General features: G+C 63.2%; 22 protein-coding genes and 1 pseudogene. 18 read left to right on the top strand and 5 right to left on the bottom strand.

Translation table 11 applies throughout. The features are described from left to right. Positions 1–103: 103 nt before the first annotated feature. The 3 genes from ACWTU8_RS25080 to ACWTU8_RS25070 all read right to left on the bottom strand — a co-directional run bounded on the left by ACWTU8_RS25080 (position 104) and on the right by ACWTU8_RS25070 (position 2,854). On the bottom strand, positions 104–1,177 hold the full coding sequence (locus ACWTU8_RS25080; protein WP_455850268.1) for a tetratricopeptide repeat protein: 1,074 nt from the start codon (positions 1,175–1,177) through the stop codon (positions 104–106). Then, positions 1,137–1,784, bottom strand: coding sequence for a thiamine phosphate synthase (locus ACWTU8_RS25075; RefSeq protein WP_455850267.1), 648 nt, complete (start codon positions 1,782–1,784; stop codon positions 1,137–1,139). The genes ACWTU8_RS25080 and ACWTU8_RS25075 overlap by 41 nt, the downstream gene beginning before the upstream one ends. Positions 1,785–1,918: 134 nt before the next feature. After that, positions 1,919–2,854 (bottom strand): DMT family transporter, encoded by a 936-nt coding sequence (locus ACWTU8_RS25070; protein ID WP_455850266.1) that lies wholly within the window; start codon positions 2,852–2,854, stop codon positions 1,919–1,921. A gap of 134 nt (positions 2,855–2,988) precedes the next feature. Between ACWTU8_RS25070 and ACWTU8_RS25065 the strand changes: the two genes are divergently transcribed. Continuing rightward, positions 2,989–3,447 (top strand): Lrp/AsnC family transcriptional regulator, encoded by a 459-nt coding sequence (locus ACWTU8_RS25065; protein ID WP_135934361.1) that lies wholly within the window; start codon positions 2,989–2,991, stop codon positions 3,445–3,447. Positions 3,448–3,559: 112 nt separating this feature from the next. Further along, positions 3,560–4,330, top strand: a complete 771-nt coding sequence (locus ACWTU8_RS25060; RefSeq protein WP_455850265.1) for a sulfite exporter TauE/SafE family protein — start codon at positions 3,560–3,562, stop codon at positions 4,328–4,330. A 49-nt stretch (positions 4,331–4,379) separates the two neighbouring features. Here ACWTU8_RS25060 and ACWTU8_RS25055 read toward each other — a convergent pair whose 3' ends face one another. Further along, positions 4,380–4,931, bottom strand: coding sequence for a DUF2269 family protein (locus tag ACWTU8_RS25055; RefSeq protein WP_455850264.1), 552 nt, complete (start codon positions 4,929–4,931; stop codon positions 4,380–4,382). 346 nt (positions 4,932–5,277) lie between these two features. Between ACWTU8_RS25055 and ACWTU8_RS25050 the strand changes: the two genes are divergently transcribed. The 8 genes and pseudogenes from ACWTU8_RS25050 to ACWTU8_RS25015 all read left to right on the top strand — a co-directional run bounded on the left by ACWTU8_RS25050 (position 5,278) and on the right by ACWTU8_RS25015 (position 10,881). Then, positions 5,278–5,682 carry a hypothetical protein gene (locus tag ACWTU8_RS25050; RefSeq protein ID WP_455850263.1) on the top strand — a complete coding sequence of 135 codons (405 nt, stop codon included), beginning with the start codon at positions 5,278–5,280 and terminating at the stop codon, positions 5,680–5,682. Positions 5,683–6,046: 364 nt separating this feature from the next. Further along, on the top strand, positions 6,047–6,577 hold the full coding sequence (gene rcdA, locus ACWTU8_RS25045; protein ID WP_029348882.1) for a protease adaptor protein RcdA: 531 nt from the start codon (positions 6,047–6,049) through the stop codon (positions 6,575–6,577). A gap of 316 nt (positions 6,578–6,893) precedes the next feature. Then, on the top strand, positions 6,894–7,415 hold the full coding sequence (gene ruvC, locus ACWTU8_RS25040; RefSeq protein ID WP_455850262.1) for a crossover junction endodeoxyribonuclease RuvC: 522 nt from the start codon (positions 6,894–6,896) through the stop codon (positions 7,413–7,415). Between the two features lie 44 nt (positions 7,416–7,459). Next, positions 7,460–7,729: an AbrB/MazE/SpoVT family DNA-binding domain-containing protein gene (locus ACWTU8_RS25035; protein ID WP_095517992.1), complete on the top strand. Its 270-nt coding sequence runs from the start codon at positions 7,460–7,462 to the stop codon at positions 7,727–7,729. Further along, entirely contained in the window at positions 7,707–8,126 is a 420-nt protein-coding gene (locus tag ACWTU8_RS25030) for a type II toxin-antitoxin system VapC family toxin (protein ID WP_455850261.1), read from the top strand. Before ACWTU8_RS25035 ends, ACWTU8_RS25030 begins: the two co-directional genes overlap by 23 nt. A 27-nt stretch (positions 8,127–8,153) precedes the next feature. Continuing rightward, positions 8,154–8,774: a Holliday junction branch migration protein RuvA gene (ruvA, locus tag ACWTU8_RS25025; protein WP_287093023.1), complete on the top strand. Its 621-nt coding sequence runs from the start codon at positions 8,154–8,156 to the stop codon at positions 8,772–8,774. A gap of 43 nt (positions 8,775–8,817) precedes the next feature. Continuing rightward, the gene (ruvB, locus tag ACWTU8_RS25020; protein ID WP_287159637.1) at positions 8,818–9,855 is read left to right on the top strand and encodes a Holliday junction branch migration DNA helicase RuvB; all 1,038 of its coding nucleotides are present in this window, start codon (positions 8,818–8,820) and stop codon (positions 9,853–9,855) included. 127 nt (positions 9,856–9,982) lie between these two features. After that, positions 9,983–10,881 (top strand): annotated as a pseudogene (locus ACWTU8_RS25015) (metallophosphoesterase). Positions 10,882–10,887: 6 nt separating this feature from the next. Here the strand turns inward: ACWTU8_RS25015 and ACWTU8_RS25010 are convergent. Next, a complete protein-coding gene (locus tag ACWTU8_RS25010) occupies positions 10,888–12,138 on the bottom strand; it encodes a glycoside hydrolase family 5 protein (protein WP_455850260.1) in 1,251 nt (416 codons plus the stop codon). 126 nt (positions 12,139–12,264) lie between these two features. Here ACWTU8_RS25010 and ybgC point away from each other — a divergent pair, with 126 nt between their 5' ends. The 8 genes from ybgC (at position 12,265) to tilS (ending at position 20,209) form a co-directional block, all read left to right on the top strand. Further along, positions 12,265–12,741 (top strand): tol-pal system-associated acyl-CoA thioesterase, encoded by a 477-nt coding sequence (gene ybgC / locus ACWTU8_RS25005; protein ID WP_455850259.1) that lies wholly within the window; start codon positions 12,265–12,267, stop codon positions 12,739–12,741. 278 nt (positions 12,742–13,019) lie between these two features. After that, positions 13,020–13,730 (top strand): protein TolQ, encoded by a 711-nt coding sequence (tolQ, locus tag ACWTU8_RS25000; protein WP_029348869.1) that lies wholly within the window; start codon positions 13,020–13,022, stop codon positions 13,728–13,730. A 9-nt stretch (positions 13,731–13,739) separates the two neighbouring features. Continuing rightward, positions 13,740–14,198, top strand: a complete 459-nt coding sequence (gene tolR / locus ACWTU8_RS24995) for a protein TolR (protein ID WP_065011259.1) — start codon at positions 13,740–13,742, stop codon at positions 14,196–14,198. Between the two features lie 7 nt (positions 14,199–14,205). Beyond that, on the top strand, positions 14,206–15,363 hold the full coding sequence (locus ACWTU8_RS24990) for a TonB family protein (RefSeq protein WP_455850258.1): 1,158 nt from the start codon (positions 14,206–14,208) through the stop codon (positions 15,361–15,363). A 67-nt stretch (positions 15,364–15,430) separates the two neighbouring features. Then, positions 15,431–16,714: a Tol-Pal system beta propeller repeat protein TolB gene (tolB, locus tag ACWTU8_RS24985; RefSeq protein ID WP_455850389.1), complete on the top strand. Its 1,284-nt coding sequence runs from the start codon at positions 15,431–15,433 to the stop codon at positions 16,712–16,714. A gap of 270 nt (positions 16,715–16,984) precedes the next feature. After that, positions 16,985–17,491: a peptidoglycan-associated lipoprotein Pal gene (gene pal / locus ACWTU8_RS24980; RefSeq protein ID WP_095517985.1), complete on the top strand. Its 507-nt coding sequence runs from the start codon at positions 16,985–16,987 to the stop codon at positions 17,489–17,491. 202 nt (positions 17,492–17,693) lie between these two features. Continuing rightward, positions 17,694–18,806 carry a tol-pal system protein YbgF gene (gene ybgF / locus ACWTU8_RS24975; protein WP_455850257.1) on the top strand — a complete coding sequence of 371 codons (1,113 nt, stop codon included), beginning with the start codon at positions 17,694–17,696 and terminating at the stop codon, positions 18,804–18,806. Further along, positions 18,800–20,209 carry a tRNA lysidine(34) synthetase TilS gene (gene tilS, locus ACWTU8_RS24970; protein WP_455850256.1) on the top strand — a complete coding sequence of 470 codons (1,410 nt, stop codon included), beginning with the start codon at positions 18,800–18,802 and terminating at the stop codon, positions 20,207–20,209. Before ybgF ends, tilS begins: the two co-directional genes overlap by 7 nt. The last annotated feature ends 71 nt before the right edge of the window (positions 20,210–20,280 follow it).

Genomic DNA, 20,280 nt, shown 5'->3' with positions numbered 1-20,280 from the left:
GGAGAGGCAAGGGAGTGGACAAGGGAGTGGGCAGGAGGGGAGTAGGGGCGGAGCCATCCCCTCGTCAGCATTCGCTGCCAGATAATTCACCGTCCGCGACGCTCTACGGCAGGCGGTTGGCCATCTGCAGCGCCTGCTTCGTCTGGTCGTCGGTCAGGCCCCGCAGAAAATCGTCCATCTGCGGATCGATGAGCCCGGCGCGACGGGCGACAACGTACCAGGCGCCGGCAAGGATCGGATCCGGATCGGTGCCGATGCCGCCCATGTAAAGCTTGGCGAGGCGGTTCTGGGCGGCGACATTGCCGCCCTCGGCGGCCTGTTTCATCCAGCCGAAGCCGGACTTCAGGTCGCGGGCGCCACCACGTCCCTCGATCATCCAGGCGGCGAGATCGATCTGCGCCGTATCGTAGTTCTGCCGTGCTGCCTGCGCCAGCAGCCCTCGCGCCTGGACCTCGTCGCGCGGCTTGCCGCCGACGCCATTGGCATAGACCTGCGCCATCGCATATTGCGCGTCGGCAAGGCCGGTCGCGGCGGCGCGCTGATAATAGGACACCGCCTTTGCGATGCCGGCATCGCCGGGGTCCTGCTGGACCAGCAGCTGCGCGAAATTGAACTGTGCCAGACGGTTGCCGGCCTCGGCGGCGGCCTGCATCAGCGCGTAGGCCCCCCTTTCGTCCTTCTTGACGTAGCGGCCGTCGAGCAGCATCAGCGCATACTGGAACTGCGATTCTGGTATGCCCTGCTCGGCGGCAAGCGCGTACCACTTTGCCGCCTCCGCAGCGTTGACCGGCACGCCAAGACCGCGCGACAATATCTCCGCGATCAATGTCTGCGCCGCCGGGTCGCCGTTTTGGGCGCGAGCCAAAGCGAGGTTGTAGGCCGTCTTGTAAAGGCCGCGCTGGAAGGCGCCATAGGCAGAATCCGACGGCTTTGCACCGAAGCGGTCGGGATTGATGGCGTCGGCCGACGGCAACGGGGCCGTGGTGGCGGGCTGCGGCAGCGGCGTGGCGATCGGCTTGTCCGTGCTTGCACCGATGTCGGGCTTGGGTTGCGGCAACGGGGCGGTTTCCGCCACGGCGGCCTGCACCGTGAGCGCCGCAAGCAAAGCACCGAAAAGGATTGTCCACGCCGGCACGTCAGTCCTCGAAACGCGGCGCGGTTTCGTCGAGCAGCGCATTGGCGCTGGCGACTGCCATCTTCGGGTCGGCGCCGTCGGCAAAGACGGCGCTGGACAGCGCCACGAATTCGGCGCCGGTGGCAGCTACCGCTTCGACCGAGGCGAGGTCGGACCCGGCCATGACGATGCAAGGGATCTGGATCACATCCGCCCACCATTGACCCAGCGACAGGTTGCGCGGGTGCGGCTCCGGCTTGTTGTCGTAGCCGAAGCGGCCGAAGAAGATGTAGTCGGGCCTGAGCTCGCCGAGTTCCAGCGCATCGTCGCGTGTCTTGGCGCCGCCGGTGCCGACCATCATTTTTGCCTGAAAACGGTCGATCGTCTCGGCGAGTTCGGCCTTGCCGACCTCGACATGGATGCCATCTGCCTGGACGCGGCCGGCGATGCGGGTGTCGCCGGCAATGACGACGGCAACGCCTGCCGCTTGCGCCGCCGGCACGATCTGTTCGGCGAAGGCCTGGAAGGAGGCCTCGTCCATGCCGTTCTCGGGCAGGATCAGCGAGGCGACGTCGCCGCCCTCGAACGCCGCGCCGATGCGCTCAGCCGGCACGCCGGGCGGCGCGATCAGCACGATGCGGCAGCGATTTGGAGGCGTTGCGTCGTTCATTGGTTTTCGATTCCGGTTTTCGCCTATGCCGGGCGAAGATGGTTGCATTGCGGCATAGAGCAAAGTGCCGGCCTTGAACAGGCGGGCGGGGCAGGATCATTGGCGCATGATTGTCGTCCGGCGACGTTCTTCGCTCACTTGATCGCCTGAGTGCTCTCGGCTGGTGTCTTCGATTTCCACAGTGTCCAGCCGAGATTCATGCCGGCGGCGGCGACCAGGATGGCGGCGGCGCCGACGATCTGGGCCGGATGCAGCCGGTGGCCGAAGGCGATGACATCGACCAGGATCGCGACCACAGGGTAGATGAAGGACAGCGATCCCTGCAGATGCGTCGGCAGTTTCTGAATGGCGCCGTACATCAGGATGTACATCAGACCGGTATGGACGACGCCAAGCGTCGCCAGCATGCTCCAGCTCCACGCATCGGCGGGAAGGTGGGAAAGGTTGGCGAAGGGTGCCAGCATGACGACGCCGACGCAGACCTGGATCAGGGCGATCAGGTGCGGTGGCGTGCCTTTGAGCTCCTTGGTGACGATGGCGGCGACGGCCCAGAAAAAAGCCGCACCCAGCGCCATCGCGATGCCGGTAAAATAATCCGAACCGAGATTGCCTGTACCTGTATTAGGACCTGCATCGGGCCCCACATCAGGCGAGGCGTGCACGATCAGCAGCATGCCGGCGAAGGCGATGCCGAGCCAGGCCAGCTTCGTCATGGTCAGCCGCTCTGAGAAGAAGAGCGCGCCAAAGCCGACCAGCATGAAGGGCTGGGTGTTGTAGACTGCCGTGGCGATCGAGATCGAGGCGTGGGAAAACGAACTGAACAGCAGCAACCAGTTGATGACGATGGCCGCGCCCCCAAGGGCCGCAATCGCCACGATGCGCAGCGACAGCCTGCCGCGCAGCAATCCCAAGGCAGCGCAGATGATCAGCAGCGTTATCGCGCCGAAGGCGCAGCGCCAGAAGACGACGTCCATGATGGGCTCGCCCGACATGACGACGAACCATCCGATCGTGCCGAGGATGGCCATTGCGGCCGTCATTTCGATTGTGCCGCGCACCGTGCTGTCCATGAAGATTACCTCTCGAATGCTGATGGGTTGATAATCCCATGCGGTACAAGCGCTTCCTATGTCTTGCGATAGGTGATATTCCGGCCGTGCCTAATTAAATAAGGTGACGGCGGCCCTTTCGTTGGGAATGTCAAATGCTGGACGATCTGGACCGACGCCTTCTCGAAATCCTGATCAAGGATTCGCGAACCTCGTTGAAGGAACTGGCCCAGCAGGTAGGACTGTCGTCGCCGAGCGTGGCGGAACGGCTGCGTCGGCTGGAGGATCGCGGCGTTATCAGGGCTTTCACCGTCGAGATCGACCCGCAAGCGCTCGGCTACTCGCTGCAGGCGATTGTTCGCATCCGGCCCTTGCCGGGCAAGCTGCATATCGTCCAGAAGCTGATCGAGGAGATCCCGGAGTTTGGCGAATGCGACAAGGTGACGGGCGACGACTGCTTTGTTGCCCGGCTGTTCGTGCGCTCGATCGGCGATCTCGACAAGCTTCTCGACCGTATCGCCGACAAAGCCGAAACGAGCACAGCCATCATCAAGGCCCAGCCGATCCGGAGGCGCCCGCCGCCGCTTGCCGCGACCGCCATCTCAAAACCGTAACAGGCCTCAGCACTCACGACGCATCGCATTGTGTGCACATTTGCGGTCGCGGCGCGAAAGTTTATCGGCTATTCCAGCGTCTATACGCTTTCCCTCCAACTGCTCCCCGCCGATGTCAGGTCTTCTGCTCGATCCCTGGTTCTATGCCGCCGCCATTCCAGCCGTCATCCTGGTCGGTCTGTCCAAGGGCGGCTTTGGCGGTGCGGTCGGTTTCATCGGGGTGCCGCTGATGACGCTGGCCATGCCGCCGGTGCAGGCCGCCGCCATCCTGCTGCCGATTCTATGCCTGATGGACATCGTCTCGGTGTGGACATGGTGGGGTGTCTACGACCGGAAGATGCTTACGGACATGATGCCGGGGGCGGTGATCGGCATCGGCCTCGGCTGGCTGACCGCGGCGCTGGTGACAGCGGAAATGGTGCGGCTGATCGTCGGCGCGGTGGCCATTCTCTTCGTGCTTCGCTGGGGCTATCTACAAATGCGGCACGGTGCGAGCCACTTAGCCGAGCCCAACCGCGCGGCTGCTGCCTTCTGGGGGACGGTCGCCGGCTTCACCAGCTTCGTCGCCCATGTCGGCGGTCCGCCCTTTCAGGTCTATGCGCTGCCGATCCGGCTTGATCCGAAAGTGCTGTCGGGCACCGCTGCAATCTTCTTTGCCGCCACCAACGCATTGAAGCTCATCCCCTATTTTGCGCTGGGACAGTTCGATACCACCAACCTGACCGCGTCGGCGGTTCTGGTACCGCTGGCGCCGCTTTCGACCATCGCCGGCGCCTGGCTGGTCCGGCGGATGCGGCCGGAACTGTTCTACCCCTTCACCTACGCAACCGTGGCGGTAGTTGCGGTCAAGCTTCTGTGGGACGGGATTTCCGGCCTTCTCTAGATTGCCAGCCATGGAAGCTGCCGGCAGCCGAGGCGCCAGCAGCGTCATTTCAGGCGGCGCTAGGCACCAACCGGCGCGTTCCGCCGAGGGCGAGAGCAATTCCGGTGGTCAGGACCAGCGCCATGCAGCCCAGGATGGTGATGTCGTTCAGCGTCGGCTTCAGCACCATGTCGGCGATGATCACCAGCATCACCGAATAGTCGACGCGTGCAGCGTTGAGGATGCGCTGGCCCTGAGCGAGGGCCGCCGGCGTCACGCCGTCCTTGGCGATCATCCCCGCCATGCGGTCGGCGGTCGGCCTGAAGATGAACATGCCGATGCAGAAGGTCGTCGCATAGCCGGCAAGGCCGATCAGGATCCACAGGTCGGAGAAGCCGACCCAGAACCAACACATTATCAGCCCGAAGGCGAGCGTCAGCATCGACATCGGCGCGAAGAACCTGTTGCCCAGCTCGCCAGTGGCGCGCATGGCCTGCAGCATGCCTTCGATGTTTCCAGCGCGATCGGCGCGCATCGCGAGCACCATCAGCGTGAAGCCGCCGCCGACCCAGAGGGTCGCCGAGACGACGTGCAGAAATTTGACGATAGAGTACCAATCCATGGTTCCCCTCCTTGGATGTTGACGATTGCGAGCGGCGCATACTTGCTCCATCTCGCTGCGAGGAGCGGGCGTTTAGCGCGGCGCCTGTTTCGGAACGATGTCGCGTGGGCGGCCGCTTTGTTTCGCCGTCCTATGAGACACGCCGTAACGGCATCGTTCAACGATTGCGCAAGCGCGTCGCGCCGCTTTCTGCTATTCTGGCAGAGCCGGGGAAGGGTCGGGCGCGATGCGGCATCGTCCAGAAACATTGCCGATGCTAATGCGCCGATGCCGGGGACCCGGTGGCGGGTCGACCGCCTGAATTCAACCCATTCCCATGACGGGAAAAGGCAAATCGGGGGATACTATGCAAAAGGTAGCACGAAATTTCTTCACGCTGGCCGTCGTCTATGCACTGTTCGGGATGGCGCTCGGCCTTCAGATGGCGATCAGCAAAGACCATGCGCAGATGCCGACTCACGCCCACATCATGGTGGCCGGATGGCTGATGTCGGCGGTGTTTGCCTTCTTCTACCATCTGTTTCCGGCAGTCGCGGAAAAGAGGCTTGCCACCGTCCATTTCTGGTTGACGGCAATCAGTGGCATCGGCCTGTTGATCGGCCTTTATATCATGCTTGCCGGCACCCCGGCGATCGAGCCGCTGGTGGCAACGTCCTCGATGGGTTTTTACGCGGGATTGCTGCTGTTTGCCTACATCGCACTGCCGGAGGTGTGGAAAGCCGAGCGGCTTCCTGAGGCCCAAAAGGCCTGAGTATTGTGCTGTTACGGCACAGGCGGGCGGCGCTCGATCAAAAAATATCCGTGCCGTTAAGGCTTCATTAAGCTTTACAGGCGTTTACTATGTACATCCAGTGATCTGGATTCTTACCGAGTGGTTGGAGCCACTTTGTTTGACGCCTCCCTGTTAAACTCCTGAGAGCCGCCTTACCCGCGGCTCTTTTTTTGCCCGCGATCCGGATTGCCCGGGGGCCTGCGCCGCCGTTAACCGTTTGTTAAACATGTGCTTGCCTTCACCCGCCCCGAAGCGCATTTTCAAGTCTCGGTCATATAGGGTGCAGGACGTGACGGCGATGGCGCCGAATCGACCGGCTGTAAGGCAAGTGCAGGGCGTATCGATGAACGACTCTTCGAAGGGAAGCGCGAAAACCATCAAGCTGGCGGAGCGGCGGGTTTTCTCCCAATCCTTCAAGCCGCTCTATCAGGAAGGCATGGGCCTGGTCGAGCAGGCGGCCGAATATCTGGACGGCAAGGGCCGGGCCGAGGCGAAGAAACTGTCCAGGCTGGCGGCGACGCTCTATGCGGCCGAATCGATGCGGCTGACCACGAGGCTGATGCAGGTCGCCTCCTGGCTGCTTTTGCAGCGTGCGGCGAATTCCGGCGAGATGACCCGCGATCAGGTTGCTTCCGAAAAATCCAAGGTGCGTCTCGACACCGCTTCCGCCAACAACGATGCCGCAGGCTGGGTCGAACTGCCCAAGGATTTTCTTGACCTCGTCAACCGCTCGCTGCGACTGCAGGCGCTGGTGCGTCGCATGGACGAGGAAATCTACGGCGGCGCCGTGGCCGACGTCTCGCCATCCGGCCGCCGCGTCAATCCGGTTTCCGACCAGATCACGCTGCTGAACACGGCTTTTGCCCGGGGCTGACAGGCTGCTTGATACTACTCCGACGGACACCTGGCGCCGTTTTCTGCGCTTGCGTACAGCGCCGCGCGCCTGGGGACGCGCAAAGGACGCTGTAGCGCTTAGATTTTGCGCATGATCCTTTTCCGAAAATCGAGTCCGATTTTGGGGGTCATGCGCGGGCTCACGGACCCAAATGTCCGCTCCGCTTCGGTTCTCCAAAACCACGCCATCTGCCTCGTCAGAGCGAATTCTCAGCCTATGGGACGCTGTGAGAACCCTGTTTCTGGTTTGTTCACATTTCGCTGGCATCGCTGTCCGCCAAGGGTAGACTTGGCGAATGGGGGAAGCGATTCGCATCATCGGCATCGATCCGGGGCTGAGGCGTACCGGCTGGGGCATCGTCGAGAGCCTCGGCAATTCGCTGCGCTTCGTCGCCTCCGGCACCGTGCGTTCCGACGACAAGGCGGCGCTGGCGAGGCGCCTTTGCCAGTTGCATGATGGGCTCGCCGAAATCCTGCATGCCGCCATGCCGCACGAGGCGGCGGTCGAGCAGACTTTCGTCAACAAGGATGCGGCAGCGACGCTGAAGCTTGGCCAGGCGCGCGGCATCGCCATGCTGGTGCCGGCGCTGGCCGGCCTGGTCGTTGCCGAATATGCGCCAAACGCCGTCAAGAAGGCGGTGATCGGCGTCGGTCACGGCGACAAGAAGCAGATCCACATGATGGTCAAGGTGCTGATGCCGAAGGCGACTTTCGACACCGACGATGCCGCCGACGCCCTGGCCATTGCCATCTGCCACGCGCATCACCGGCAGAGTGTTGCCTATAGGACGGCGCTGGCCGGACAAGTTTGTTCTTGACCTGTTCTCGGTTCGGCAATAAGTAATACCAACGAGGTATTACCATGCGCGTGACAAGCAAAGGCCAAGTGACGATCCCGAAGGAGATACGGGATCATTTGGGGATTGGCCCGGGCTCCGAGGTGGAGTTCGTGCCCACAGACGACGGCGCTCGTGTTGTTGCGGTCAACGAAAACATTTCCGAAGAAGAGGCCTCTCGCAAATTCAGCCAGCTGCTCGATCATATGGCCGGCACGTTGGACCTGGGAGGCATGACAACGGACGAGTATATGGAGTGGCTGAGGGGTCCACGTGAAGATCTCGACATTGATTGACACAAATGTCCTGATCGATGTTTGGGGTCCTGCCGGACAGGAGACGAAGTGGTCGGCGTCAGCGATCACAGCATGCCGGCGCGATGGTACACTCGTCATCAATACAATCGTCTGGTCCGAACTCGCGCCGCTGATAGCGACCGAGCCGGCACTCCGTAAAGCAGTCGAAACGCTTAAGATGGATCGCGAACTCTTGCCATGGGAAGCGGCATTCCTCGCCGGTGTAACGCATTCCCGCTATCGCCGCGCAGGCGGGGTCCGCGAACGAACCCTGTCGGATTTCTTTATCGCAGCCCATGCGGTTGTCGCTGGGCATCGTCTGTTGACGCGCGATGCCGCGCGCTACCGCAGCTATTTTCCGGATCTCGATATCATGTCTCCTGAAACCTATCCATGAGGGGCCTGTACCCATGAGAGCTTTGGCATGATCGGCAAGCTCAAAGGCACGCTGGACGAGATCGACGAGGATTTCTGCATCATCGACGTGCACGGCGTCGGCTATGTCGCCCACTGCTCGACGCGCACGCTGGCCGCCTTGCCGGCCCCCGGCGAGGCGGTGGTGCTGTTCATCGAGACCTATGTACGCGAGGATATGCTGCGGCTCTACGGATTCCAGTCGGTGCTGGAGCGCGAATGGTTCCGGCTGTTGATGAGCAATGTACAGGGCGTCGGCGCCAAGGTGGCGCTGGCTATTCTGTCGACGCTGGCGCCGGCCGATCTCGCCAATGCTATCGCGCTGCGTGATATTGCCATGGTCAGCCGCGCGCCGGGCGTCGGCAAGAAGGTGGCCGAGCGGATCGTCACCGAACTGAAGAACAAGGCGCCAGCCTATGCGGGCACTGCCTCCGGCACCATCGGCCTGAAGCAGGAACTCGGCGAAGGCGTCGCACCGGCGCCGATCACCGACGCCGTCTCGGCGCTGGTCAATCTCGGCTATTCGCGCGACATCGCCGCCAATGCGGTGGCGGCTGCGCTGAAAAGCGCCGGCGAGGATGCGGATGCATCGAAGCTGATCCGCTTCGGGCTGAAGGAGCTGGCGCGGTGAGACTGTGCTTGTCCCGTTCCCTACCCTGTGCAAGGAAAGCGGCATGAGCCTTTCGCCACGCCTCATCGCTCCCGACAAGCGCGGCGAAGATGCCGAGCAAACCTTGCGGCCGCAGACGCTCGGCGATTTTGTCGGCCAGGCGGCGGTGCGGGCCAATCTCAAAGTGTTCATCGAGGCCGCCAAGGGCCGCAGCGAGGCGCTCGACCATGTGCTGTTCGTCGGGCCGCCCGGCCTCGGCAAGACAACGCTGGCGCAGATCATGGCGCGCGAGCTCGGCGTCAATTTCCGCTCGACCTCCGGCCCGGTCATCGCCAAGGCCGGCGATCTCGCAGCACTGCTCACCAATCTCGAAGACCGCGACGTGCTGTTCATCGACGAGATCCACCGGCTCAACCCCGCGGTCGAGGAAATTCTCTATCCGGCGATGGAGGATTTCCAGCTCGACCTGATCATCGGCGAAGGGCCGGCGGCGCGCTCGGTCAAGATCGACCTAGCCCGTTTCACCCTCGTCGCCGCCACCACCCGGCTCGGTCTTCTGACCAATCCGCTGCGCGACCGCTTCGGCATCCCGGTCCGTCTCAATTTCTACTCCGTCGAGGAACTGGAGCAGATCGTGCGGCGCGGCGCCCGCATTCTTGGCATGCCGCTCGGCGACGACGGCGCGCTGGAGATCGCGCGACGCGCGCGTGGCACGCCGCGCATCGCCGGACGGCTGTTGCGCCGCGTGCGCGATTTTGCCTCCGTCGCCGGCGACGGTCATGTCGACCGGCAGATCGCCGACGAAGCGCTGACGCGGCTGGAGGTCGATGGGCTCGGCCTCGACGCGCTCGACCGCCGCTACCTCTCGATGATCGCGCGGAATTTTGGCGGCGGGCCGGTGGGCATCGAGACGATCGCGGCAGGGCTTTCCGAGCCGCGCGACGCCATCGAGGACATCATCGAGCCCTATCTGATCCAGCAGGGATTCATCCAGCGCACGCCGCGCGGCCGCGTGCTGACCGCCAATGCCTGGCGGCATCTCGGCCTCGATGCGCCGAAGGACTTGGCGCAGCAGCAGATCAGCCTGTTCCAGGAAGAGTAGCGTCCGCGCGGCGTTGCGGCTTCATTCCTGCGCAAAATCTCCTGATCCTGGTCAGCTTGCCGGCGCATTTGCGGGCTCTAACGCTTCGCTGTGGGACCGTCCGTCCCACGAACGACGGAGCTGAGCGATGATCACCAGACGTGGCTTCCTGCGCCTCATCGGCGGCTCGTTCTTATCGGCCGTGTCGCTCAGCGCTTATGCGGTTGGCCTTGAGCCGATGTTGTTGACGCATGTAAAGCGCTATTCATTGACGCCGCCAAACTGGCCTGCGGGATTGCGGCTTCGCGTCGTCGCTCTCGCCGATATCCATGCTTGCCGGCCATGGATGACGCCGGAGCGGATTAGGTCGCTTTCCTAACGGCAGAACAGCCTGCAGCCGGATCTGATTGTCCTGCTTGGCGACTATGCAGCCGGCACACGCCTGGTTTCGGACTGGGTGGGTTCCTCCGAATGGGCGCCGGCCTTGTCAGGACTGAAGGCGCCGCTCGGCGTGTGGTCAATCCTTGGCAATCACGACTGGTGGGAGGCCCTTTCTGCGCAGAAAGCCGGGTTCGGCCCGACGGTGGCGCGCAGGGCACTCGAAAGTGCCGGCATCCCGGTCCTGGAAAACGATGCGGCGCGCCTGGAAAAAGACGGGCATGGCTTTTGGGTCGCCGGACTTGCGGACCAACTTGCGCTGCGGCCGGGCAAGGCCTGGGGCCGCAGCAGATTCAAAGGACTGGACGACCTGCATGGCACGCTGGCAAAGGTGCGCGACAAGGCTCCTGTTACCTGCTGGCGCATAAGCCGGACATATTCCCGAAGGTCCCGTCCCGGGTATCGTTGACGCTTTCCGGTCATACCCATGGCGGACAGGTGCGGTTGCTCGGCTATTCTCCAGTCAGCTTCGGCAACCGTTTTGCCTATGGCCATGTCGTGGAGGAGAACCGTAACCTGATCGTCTCCGGAGGGCTCGGTTTCAGCATCCTGCCGGTGCGTTTTGGGATGCGCCCAGAGATTCTTTCGATCGAAATGGATTCAGCCTGAACCGCTTCAATGAAGTGACTTGATCGCGTCCATCACATCCGGCTCGGCCTTGTCGCCATCAAACGCCTCGACGATGCCGAAGGCGCCGCCATAACTCCAGACCGACCACGAGAAGCCATGGGCTTCTGCGCGCGCGATCATATCCCTTATATAAGCGGCGCGGTATTCGGCCGGCATCACTTGGGCATTGCCGTATTCCTGGCGGATCATGCCGAATTCGCCCAGCGTGATGTTCTCCGGTCTGATGCCGTTGGCCTTTGCCCAGGCCTCGACCCTGGTGAACGGTGCATTTATCGTCTCGAGCAGCTTCTCATCTGTGTCCATGCTGGCGACCTGCTCGTCGAGATAGGCAAGCAAGCCGCTCTGCCGCGCCCATGGCGCCTCGGCCTTGATCCTTGCGCGGATCGTATCGAGCGCTGCCTCCAGCTGGGCGCGCGGGACGGCGCTGAGCGGATAGGGCAGGCCAGTCACATAGGGGATGAAATCGCCGGCCCAGGTCGCGCCCTGATGGGTCAGCAGGAACGGGTCGTAGGTGTGAAAGGTCCAGATGATATTGTCGTCCGGGATCGCCTTCGGATCGATCTTTGCCAGCGATGCCGCATTGGAATAGCAGGCGCCGGTCAGGATCAGGGTGAGCTTCGTGGCCGACGAACGCGCCGCCGCGAACAGTCTCTGCTGGCGCTCCGGCCAGAAGCTGGTGCCGTCGGCGTCGCAGTCGACGACCGGCTCGTTCATCGGCTCGAAAGCGACTTGGCGCGGATCCTCATCGGCCAGCGTGCGCGCCATCCTGCGTACCATTTCGACATAGGCTTCGAAGGTTTTCGGGTCGCCCATCACCTCGCCCATGCCCGTCTTGCGGCTGCTGCCGCTGGGGATCAGATGCATGTCGACGATCACTTTCAGTCCGGCGCGATTGACCATGCGCACCGAGTCCAGCACGCTGGCATAGAGCCCGTCGCGCAGCGCTAACGTCTCGCCGGACAGAAATGGCGACGGATCGACCGGCATGCGCAGGAAGTCGAAGCCAGCGCTCTTCAGCGCCTTGAGGTCATCGTCATTGAGGAACTTGCGCCATTCCGGATAGGGCATTATCGCCTGCCGGTCGCTCCATTTTTCCTCGCCCGGCCAGGTCGTCCATTGGTCGAGATTGAGGCCGCGCTTCATCGAAAAGCTCGCGGCCTGGCCCGGCAGCACCAGCACGGCCAGCATAAGCAGCGCCGTCATCAAGGTCTTGATCATCGCCGTCAACAATGCCATCGGGTTCATGCGCCAAGTCAATGTGTGTCGCCCAAAACTTGGTAGCGGTCTTGGGACAATGACGCGCCCGGAACCTGAACCGCGTCGCGCTTTAGGTGCCCGGTCAGGCCAAAAAAGGAAAGCGCGATGGACGATCATGGTGAATCGGCGGCGCTCTGCGCCGGGCTTTCCGGGGCGCTGACCGAATTCGGCCACCGGCTGATGGCGCGGGTCTATTATGCCGACACCGATTTCTCCGGCGTCGTCTATCACGCGCGCTATCTCGAATTCTTCGAGCGCGGCCGTTCCGATTATCTCAGGCTTGCCGGCGTCCACCACACCGAGCTTGCCGAGGGCAAGCATGGCGAAAGAATAATCTGGGTGGTGCGGCGCATGGAGATCGACTTTCGCGGCTCCGCCCGCATGGACGACATCCTGACCATCGAGACGCGCACCGAGGACATTTCGGGCGCCCGCATCTTCATGGCGCAGCAGCTGAAGCGCGGCGGCGAGGTGCTGGTCGAGGCGCGGGTCGAAGCGGCGATCGTCGGCGAAAACGGCCGGCCAAGGCGCTTTCCGAAGGAATGGATCGCAGCCTTCATGCCCAAGACATCAAATCGGTAAATTATCGATCCCGATGATCCGCTGACGATGCCAGGCGGCTCGCCAAGGCGCGGCAATGCGCCGCGCTGTACGTCCTAACCCATCCTTAACCATAACGGTTCATGAAGAGAGTGGAGAAGATTGGAGGAATCCAGCGCCTTCCTTTCACCAACATTTGCCCCGAAAAGGCCGTCAACGGTGCATTTTGGGGTTATTCCGCAAGCGTTGCGCGAACGGACGACAAGGGATGCCCATGGGCCAGCCGCCAGCCGTGCCCGGAAAATCTTAAGGACGTAACCATGGAAAATATCGCACTCGCCGAACCGGGCGCGCATTTGTCGATTTGGGCGCTGTTCATGCAGGCCGGCTGGGTGGTCAAGCTGGTCATGATCGGGCTGCTCTGCGCCTCGATCTGGACCTGGGCGATCATCGTCGACAAGCTCGTCGCCTATGGCCGCATGCGGCTCGCGCTCAATCGCTTCGAACAGGTGTTCTGGTCCGGGCAGTCGCTGGAGGAGCTCTACCGCACGCTCGCCGACCGCAAAACGACCGGTATGGGCGCCATCTTCGTCGCCGCCATGCGCGAATGGAAGAAGAGCTTCGAGAAGGGCGCGAAATCGCCGCTTGGCCTGCAGACCCGCATCGACAAGGCGATGGACCTGGCGCTGACCCGCGAAATGGAAAAGCTGGAAGGACGGCTTGGCTTTCTCGCCACCACCGGCTCGGCGGCGCCCTTCATCGGCCTGTTCGGCACGGTGATCGGCATCATGACCTCGTTCCAGGCGATCGCCGCATCCAAGAATACCAGCCTGTCGGTGGTCGCACCCGGCATTGCCGAAGCGCTGCTGGCCACGGCAATAGGCCTGCTCGCGGCCATCCCCGCCGTCATCGCCTACAACAAGCTGTCGTCGGACGCGAGCAAGATCGCCGTGCGCATGGAGGGGTTCGCGGACGAGTTCTCCGCCATACTCTCGCGCCAAATCGATGAAAAAGTCGCGCAGAAGACCTGAGGAACAATCATGGGAATGTCCGTAGGCGCGGGTGGCGGGGGACGCGGTGGTCGCGGCCACAGGCGGCGCGGCCGCCATCACGCGATGATATCTGAAATCAACGTCACGCCGATGGTCGACGTGATGCTGGTGCTGTTGATCATCTTTATGGTCGCGGCGCCACTGCTGACGGTCGGCGTGCCGATCGACCTGCCGGACACGCAGGCCAAGGCGATGAATGTCGACACGCAGCCGATCACGGTCTCCATCAACTCCGCCGGCCAGATCTATCTCCAGGAGACCGAAATCCCGGTTGAGGAACTGGTGGCGAAGCTGCAGGCGATCTCAAAGACCGGCTATGACGAGCGCATCTTCATCCGCGGCGACAAGTCGACGGACTATGGCACCGCCATGAAGGTGATGGCCCGCATCTCGGCCGCCGGATACAAGAATATCGGCCTGGTTTCACTGCAGGAACAGGATCAATAGACGCAAGATGAGGACCGGCCTCACCACATCGGTGATCTTGCATACGGTCGTGATCGGCTTCGGCCTGTTCACGCTGTCGGCGCCGGCTGCATTACCGGCGTCCGATGCCGAGTCGCTGGCGGTCGAAATCGTGCCGATGGAAGCGATCGCGCAGATACAGCAGGGCGACAAGAAGGCTGCGGTGAGTGAAAAGCCGGCGCCATTGCCTACCCAGCGCCCGGACATCGTGGCCGAGGCGCAGACGGTCGGTGAGAACAGCGTCGATACCGACAAGCCGCCGACGCCGGAACCCAAGCCCCAGCCGGTCGATATGGCTGAGGCGCCGCCGCCCGCGCCGACGCCGAAAGAGAAGCCGAAGCCCGAGGATGTGCCGAAGCCGAAGGAACAGCCCGAGCCTGTTCCGGCGACGGAGGTCGCACCGGTCCCGCAGCCGAAGGAAGAGGTCAAGCCCGAGCCTGTCAAGCAGGCGGAGCCTAAGCCAACACCGGCCAAGGAGCCGGCGCCGACGCCGCCGCAAGACAAGACCGCCGCCATCGACCCGCAGCCTGAGGTCAAGCCGGATGCCATCGCCGAAGCAATAACGAAAGAGCAGCCCACCGAGACGACGCAGCTTCCGGACTCTGCACCTGCGCCTCAGGCGCGGCCGAAGCCGCAGCCGGCCCAGGCCGAAAGCGCCAAGGCGCCGGAGCGCAAGGACGCCGACAAGCCGGTCAAGGAGGCCTCGTCCAAGCCGAAGTCGGAAGACAAGCAGTTCAACGCCGACGAGATTGCCGCGTTGCTCGACAAGCGGAAGCCGTCCGGCGGCGGGGCCAAGCGTTCAACCCAGCAGGCATCGCTGGGCGGGGACAAGAATCAGGGCCAGAAGCTTTCAAGGTCGGAGCAGGGGGCGTTGGAGGCTCAGCTTGGTGGTTGCTGGACCCTGCCGGTAGGGCTCGAGGGTTCCGAGAATTTCATCGTCGTAGTCCGGTTCAACCTCGACGCCTCCGGCAAGCTGGAAGGACGGCCATCTGTCGAAAAGTCGAGCGGAAGCCGCCCGTTCGACGAAAGTGCCGTTCGCGCGGTTCAGAAATGCGATGTGGCCGGCCTGCAGGTTCCCGCAGGCAAACAAGACATCTGGGCCGACGTGCGGGTCACGTTCGATCCGAGGGAGATGCTGGGCCTATAGGTCTGGCGCCCGTAGAATCGTTGAAGAGAAGCGAGAAGACATGAAATCCATCCTCAAGCCGCTCCTGATGATCGTAGCGATGGCGCTGGGCATGACTGCCACCGCCACCTTGCCGGCGCGGGCGCTCGTTGAGCTCAACGTCAACAAAGGCAATGTCGAGCCGCTGCCAATCGCCATCACCGATTTCCAGGGCGGCGATGCGTTGGGCGCGGAGATTTCCGGCATCGTCAGCGCAGACCTGAAACGCTCCGGCCTGTTCGCGCCGATCGACAAGAGCGCCTTCATCGAAAAGATCTCCAATCCGGATGCCACGCCCCGCTTCGAGGACTGGAAGGTGATCAATGCCCAGGCGCTGGTCACCGGCAGCGTCAGCAAGGAGGCCGATGGCCGCGTCCGCGCCCAGTACAGGCTGTGGGACACCTTTGCCGGCCAGCAGATGTCGGGCGAGCAGTTCTTCGCCAACGACGCCAATACGAGGCGCGTCGCTCATATCATCGCCGATGCGATCTATGAGCGGCTGACCGGCGAGAAGGGCTATTTCGACACGCGCGTCGTCTTCATCGACGAATCGGGCGCAAAGAACGCGCGCAAGAAGCGCCTCGCCATCATGGACCAGGACGGCGCCAACGTCCGCTATCTGTCGGATGGCAGGTCGATCGTGCTGACCCCGCGCTTCTCGCCAAACCGGCAGGAAATCACTTACATGTCCTATGAAAGCGGCCAGCCGAAGGTCTATCTGCTGCAGATCGAGACCGGGCAGCGCGAACTGGTCGGCGACTTTCCCGGCATGACCTTTGCGCCGCGCTTTTCGCCCGACGGCCAGAAGGTGATCATGAGCCTGCTGCGCGACGACGGCAATTCCAACATCTTCGCCATGGACCTGAGAAGCCGCTCGACGACCAGGCTCACCAATTCGACGGCCATCGACACCTCGCCGTCCTATTCGCCGGATGGCAGCAAGGTGGTGTTCACCTCCGACCGCGGCGGCCGCGCGCAGATCTATGTGATGGGCGCCGACGGTTCGGGCCAGACCCGCATCTCCTTCGGCGACGGCGTCTATTCGACGCCGGTATGGTCGCCGCGCGGCGATCTCATCGCCTTCACCAAGCAGACTGCCGGCGAATTCCAGATCGGCGTCATGCGCGTCGACGGTTCGGGCGAGCGAATCCTTTCAACTGGCTTCCAGCAGGAGGGGCCGACCTGGGCGCCCAACGGGCGGGTGCTGATGTTCTTCCGCGATTCAGCCGGCGGGCCGAAACTCGTTTCGGTCGATCTCACTGGGCGCAACGAGCAGTCGATCCCGACCGCGAATTTCGCGTCGGACCCGGCCTGGTCGCCGCTGCTCGAGTGAGAGAGGAATTGGAGAAATGAAGAATTGAAGAGATGGAGAAAACGGGATTCCTCAACTCTTCAATTCGCTCCTTTCCACGGCTTGGTCGCGTTTTAGCCGCATTTCCGCCTAGGGTCCGCGCACATTGTGGACCCGTCGGGCGGCCCCTGGCAAAACGGCTGCGGACGGCAGCCGAAACCAAATTTTAACCGTATTTCTTGAACGCCGGTTAACCCAAACGTGGTTACTGGACGATCAACGAAATCACTCGAATTGCGAAGGAGAGGCGGCATGGGCCGTATCGCAGCACTTACTAGAAACCCGGTGATGATCGCGCTGGTGGCGTCGCTCGCCATTGCCGGTTGCGCCTCGAAGAAGACCCCGAACAGCGCCGCCGATCTCGGTCTCAGCGGCGCCGGAGCGGCAACGCCCGGATCGGCCCAGGACTTCACCGTCAACATCGGCGACCGCATCTTCTTCGATACGGATTCGTCCTCGATCCGCGCCGACGCGCAGACGACGCTTTCGCGACAGGCGCAGTGGCTGAACCAGTATAGGCAGTATGCCATCGTTATCGAAGGCCATGCCGACGAGCGCGGCACGCGCGAATACAATCTGGCGCTCGGCGCCCGCCGTGCCGCCGCCACCCGCGACTTCCTCGTCGCCAGGGGTGTTTCTGCCCAGCGCCTGAAGACCATTTCCTACGGCAAGGAGCGTCCGGTTGCGGTTTGCGACGACATCTCATGCTGGTCGCAGAACCGCCGCGCTGTCACCACGCTCGGCGGCGCCGGTTCTTGATCGGCAATTTCTGATCGGCAGAAATGCAACACATATGTGCGAAAGGCGGCCGCGGCCGCCTTTTTCATGTCCGGCGCCAGTATATGGGACTTGAAACAAAATTTGGCCGAAGTCCTGCGTCCTGCTAAGAGCCGAGGCGCCTGACGGTCCCACTCCGATCGGAAGGCATGCAACAGGCAAACAATTTCACGGCGAGAGGCACATGCATTTCAGATCGGTCTTGAGCGGCACGCTTGCGTTGCTGCTCGTATCAAGCGTCGCCGCACTTGCTGGCGGTACGGGGGCAAGCGGCAACGAGCAACAACCGCCGAAAGGTGGCTTTTCCTTCCATTTGCCGAAGATCAACTTGCCCGGCGTTTTCGGCGAAAGAAAGAAACCGGATCAGGTTCAATTCGCCCAGGATGGCACCGGCACTACGGCGCTGGAGGAACAGCTCCGCCAGATGAATGGCAAGATTGAGGAGCTCAACTTCCAGGTGCTGCAGATGCAGGAGCAGATCCGCAAGCAGCAGGAAGACAACGAGTTCCGCTTCCAGCAGTTGGAAGGCGGTTCGCAAGGCGCGCAGCAACCAGCGGAGCAGAAAAAGTCGGACGCAACCACCAACACCGACAGCAGCGTCGCCGAGGCTCCGGCGACGCACGCGCCCACCGATGCGGGCACACCGCCCGCCGGCGGACAGAGCGGGGAGGTCATCGTCGAATCGCCTACAGGCGAACCCGGCAGGGTGATCCCGGGCACGCCGCCGAAGACGTTCGGCACCATCACCGTCGACAAGAACGGCAATGTGGTCGAGGCCGACGGCAACACGCAGGCACATGCCCCGGCGCAAAATACCGCCCCCATCCCCGCCGACCAGGCCACGGGTGACCAAGCCAACGGTACCCAGGCCGGCAAGTCCGACGACACGGTGGTCGCGGCGCTGCCCGCCACCGACGACCCCGAGGAGCTTTACCGCAACTCCTACCAGTTCATCCTGTCGGGCGACTACAGCACTGCCGAACAGGGTTTTCGCGACCACATCGCCCGCTTCCCCAAGAACGCCAAGGCGGCGGACGCGCATTACTGGCTGGGTGAGTCGCTGCTCGGCCAGCAGAAATACCGCGACGCGGCCGAGACTTTCCTCGCCGCCAGCAAGGACTATCCGAAGGCCAAGAAGGCTCCCGACATGCTGCTGAAGCTCGGTGTCTCGCTGGTCGGATTGAATCAGCGCGAAGTGGCCTGCGCCACTTTCGGCGAGATCGGTAAGCGCTATCCCAACGTTTCCGGCACGCTCAAGGAACGCGTCAAGCAGGAAAGGGCGCTCGCGGCGTGCTGACGCTAGAAACCGAGCCTGACCCTTCGGTTTTTTCGCAGATCGACTTTACCAACGGCGCTGTTGCGGCCGTGTCCGGCGGCAGCGACTCGACCGCCCTTCTCCTTCTCCTCAAAGATCACCTCGACCGTACCGCGCCCGCAACGAAATTGCTGGCTGTGACGATCGATCACGCTCTGCGGCCGGGCTCGGCAGCGGAAGCGCAAGCCGTGGCCAGGCTTTGCCTCGGGCGCGGCATTGCCCACCGCACCCTGGTCTGGTCCAGGCGCAAGCCGTCGACCGGCCTGCCGGCTGCCGCGCGAGAGGCACGTTACCGGCTGCTGGCCGAGGCAGCGCAGGCGGAAGGTATCGGCCTGATCCTGACCGGCCACACTGCCGACGACCAGGCCGAGACCGTGCTGATGCGGAAAGCACGCGAGGATGGGGCACGCGAAGATGGGCGAGGTCTCGCCGGCATGGCGCCCGCGACTCTTTACGACTGGCAGATCTGGATCGCACGGCCGCTTCTCGGCACACGGCGGGCGGCGCTGCGCGAAGTCCTGCAGCGCGCGAATGTCGGCTGGGTCGAAGACCCGACCAATGAAGACGAGGCTTTCGAGAGGCCGCGTATCCGCGCGGCACTTGCCGACCGCTATGGTACCCAGCGCGTGGAAGACGCGGTGGCGCTGGCCGCGCGGGCTGCGGTGGAGCGCGAACAGCTTGGCCATCGCGCGGCCGCGCTGATCCGCGGCTTTGCCAGCAGGCCCACCGCCGGCCTTATCCGTCTCGATCCGGGCTTTGCGACGGCCGGCGACGAGGCGGCGGCCGTCTATGCGCTGCGCATCCTGCTGGCGACTGTCGGCGGCGTTGCCTTTCTGCCCGACCAGGTTCGCAGCAAGGCGCTGCTCGATCGGCTGAGGGCCGGACCATCTGGCACAACCCCATTTTTCGCGACCCCGTTTTGCGCCACATTGTCGCGGACGGTGGTCGATGCACGGCGTGCCGGCATCTTCCTGCGTCGCGAAACCCGCAACCTGCCGCCCGCTGCTCCTGCCGTGGACAATGCCCTCTGGGACGGCCGCTGGAGGATCACGTTGGACGACGAACCAGGTGCATTTTTGATCGCGCCGCTCGGCGCGGCTCGTGCCGCAAAACGGCCAATTGCCGACGACGGCACGCCGCCAAGCCTTGTCCGCGCGGCCCTGGCGGCCGAGCCGGTGCTGTGGCGCGCAAGTGAACTTCTTGGCGAATGCCTCGGTTCGGCGCAGGACAGCCCGGTCTTGCCGGGAATGGCGGTATGCCCGGTGGTCGCGCCCTTTGCCCGCTTCCTGCCGTCCTTCGACCTGGCGCCGGCCGGAACGGTCGCCGCGCTGATCGGCGCGCCGCTTCTTCCTGCCACGCCTTTTAGCGGCCACACTGCCGGTTGATCGTGGGCGAAAGCTTAACCGCGACATGCTGTTCTGCTTGGCAAGGGAAGGCGCCATCCCTATGTTAGACC

Source organism: Mesorhizobium sp. BHbdii, assembly GCF_053848045.1.
This window is presented reverse-complemented; position numbering and strand designations above follow the sequence as displayed.

Coding starts and splice junctions, on each gene's coding strand:
- tolB (WP_455850389.1), top strand. CDS start 15,431: ATGATCGTAGCGATGGCGCTGGGCATGACTGCCACCGCCACCTTGCCG.
- ruvB (WP_287159637.1), top strand. CDS start 8,818: ATGAGCCTTTCGCCACGCCTCATCGCTCCCGACAAGCGCGGCGAAGAT.
- ACWTU8_RS25010 (WP_455850260.1), bottom strand. CDS start 12,138: ATGGCATTGTTGACGGCGATGATCAAGACCTTGATGACGGCGCTGCTT.
- ACWTU8_RS25080 (WP_455850268.1), bottom strand. CDS start 1,177: ATGCGCTGCTCGACGAAACCGCGCCGCGTTTCGAGGACTGACGTGCCG.
- ACWTU8_RS25050 (WP_455850263.1), top strand. CDS start 5,278: ATGCAAAAGGTAGCACGAAATTTCTTCACGCTGGCCGTCGTCTATGCA.
- ACWTU8_RS25065 (WP_135934361.1), top strand. CDS start 2,989: ATGCTGGACGATCTGGACCGACGCCTTCTCGAAATCCTGATCAAGGAT.
- rcdA (WP_029348882.1), top strand. CDS start 6,047: ATGAACGACTCTTCGAAGGGAAGCGCGAAAACCATCAAGCTGGCGGAG.
- ACWTU8_RS25060 (WP_455850265.1), top strand. CDS start 3,560: ATGTCAGGTCTTCTGCTCGATCCCTGGTTCTATGCCGCCGCCATTCCA.
- tolQ (WP_029348869.1), top strand. CDS start 13,020: ATGGAAAATATCGCACTCGCCGAACCGGGCGCGCATTTGTCGATTTGG.
- ybgF (WP_455850257.1), top strand. CDS start 17,694: ATGCATTTCAGATCGGTCTTGAGCGGCACGCTTGCGTTGCTGCTCGTA.
- tolR (WP_065011259.1), top strand. CDS start 13,740: ATGGGAATGTCCGTAGGCGCGGGTGGCGGGGGACGCGGTGGTCGCGGC.
- ACWTU8_RS25070 (WP_455850266.1), bottom strand. CDS start 2,854: ATGGACAGCACGGTGCGCGGCACAATCGAAATGACGGCCGCAATGGCC.
- ruvA (WP_287093023.1), top strand. CDS start 8,154: ATGATCGGCAAGCTCAAAGGCACGCTGGACGAGATCGACGAGGATTTC.
- pal (WP_095517985.1), top strand. CDS start 16,985: ATGGGCCGTATCGCAGCACTTACTAGAAACCCGGTGATGATCGCGCTG.
- ACWTU8_RS25055 (WP_455850264.1), bottom strand. CDS start 4,931: ATGGATTGGTACTCTATCGTCAAATTTCTGCACGTCGTCTCGGCGACC.
- ACWTU8_RS24990 (WP_455850258.1), top strand. CDS start 14,206: ATGAGGACCGGCCTCACCACATCGGTGATCTTGCATACGGTCGTGATC.
- ACWTU8_RS25035 (WP_095517992.1), top strand. CDS start 7,460: ATGCGCGTGACAAGCAAAGGCCAAGTGACGATCCCGAAGGAGATACGG.
- ruvC (WP_455850262.1), top strand. CDS start 6,894: ATGGGGGAAGCGATTCGCATCATCGGCATCGATCCGGGGCTGAGGCGT.
- ybgC (WP_455850259.1), top strand. CDS start 12,265: ATGGACGATCATGGTGAATCGGCGGCGCTCTGCGCCGGGCTTTCCGGG.
- ACWTU8_RS25075 (WP_455850267.1), bottom strand. CDS start 1,784: ATGAACGACGCAACGCCTCCAAATCGCTGCCGCATCGTGCTGATCGCG.